This window comes from Mesorhizobium sp. M7A.F.Ca.CA.002.09.1.1 (genome assembly GCF_003998555.1).
GTDB classification, from domain to species: domain Bacteria; phylum Pseudomonadota; class Alphaproteobacteria; order Rhizobiales; family Rhizobiaceae; genus Mesorhizobium; species Mesorhizobium ciceri.
In genome coordinates this window covers 1-1,181 of record NZ_RZRR01001259.1, presented here as the reverse complement: position 1 = coordinate 1,181, position 1,181 = coordinate 1, and the positions used below count along the sequence as shown (strand labels likewise).

The 1,181-nt window shown below is 64.3% G+C and carries 2 protein-coding genes; both read right to left on the bottom strand.

What is annotated here, in order from left to right:
* Window positions 1–735 (bottom strand): flagellar hook-basal body complex protein (locus EN994_RS32340; RefSeq protein WP_127308196.1); only part of this gene is annotated, 735 nt, incomplete at its 3' end.
* Window positions 736–814: 79 nt separating this feature from the next.
* Window positions 815–1,181 (bottom strand): winged helix-turn-helix domain-containing protein (locus tag EN994_RS32335; RefSeq protein WP_164746459.1); only part of this gene is annotated, 367 nt, incomplete at its 5' end.

Below are 1,181 nucleotides of genomic sequence, written 5' to 3'. Positions count from 1 at the left end.
GCCCAGCAAGCCGCCGGCGGTGTAGGGGAACGATGTTCCAGCGGTGGCCTTCGACTGATCGAAGACCGCCACCTGCCAGGTGCCGGCGCCGGTGTTGGTGAAGTAGACGTCGAGCAGCTTCTTGTTGCCGAGATTGTCGTAGGCGACCATGGAGGATTTCGACGTGTATTGCGCGGTCGCAGCGTTGGCGGCGGGCAGGTTGGCGGTCGCGACCGGGGTCGCACCCGCCGGCAGGTTGCCGGCAAAGCTGCCCTCGGTGCTCGGCGTTGCGGTCATGCCCTGGTCGGAGATGACAACCGGGACCAATCCCTCGAAGCCGTTGACCGTCGCTGCCGGTACGCCGTTCTCGTAACTGTAGGCCATCAGCTGGAAGCCGGCCGAGTTGACAAGCCTGCCCTGACCGTCGGGAACGAAAGCGCCGGCTCGGGTCAGATAGGGGGTACCGCTCGGATCCTGAACGACAAAGAAGCCATCGCCGCTGACGGCAAGGTCGGAAACCGAGGTCGTGTACTGAAGCACGCCCGGATCGCTGACCGCCTGACGGATCGTCGTGGTGACGCCGCCGGAATTGTAGGCGCCGCCGGTCGACGGCATGACCAGCGTCGAAAATTCGGCGGAGGACCGCTTGTAACCCGTGGTATCTGAATTGGCGATGTTGTCGGCGACCGTCGACAGGCGGTTTGCCTGCGCGTTCATGCCGGAAACGCCGGTCCGCATCATTCCATAGAGGCTCATCGAAACGTCTCCGCTGTGTCCATGCTGCTGGCTGCGAGGCTACGCATGTTTTCTTGCGCGAGGCTGGCGCGGCGCTGCATCAGAAGACGAGCCGGTAGCCGAGGAAACGCTTGGAATCGATCGGGTCGGTGCCCAGCTTCTCGCGCAGCTTCTTGCGCAGTTTGCTGATGTGGCTTTCCACCACGTTCTCCTCGACCTCTTCGTCGAAGATGCCGTAGATGGCGTTGAAGACCTGGGTCTTGGTGACCCGGCGTCCGCGATTGCTCGCCAGATATTCGAGGATGCGGCGCTCGCGGCGCGGCAGGGGGAGGGGCTGACCGTCGATCTCGGGGTCGCGGCCGTCCATGAAGATGCGCATGGCGCCGATCTCGGTGTAGGCGACGTCTTCCTGGGCGCGGCGGCGGATCGCGGTGATGCGGGCCAGGATCTCACGAATATGGACGGGC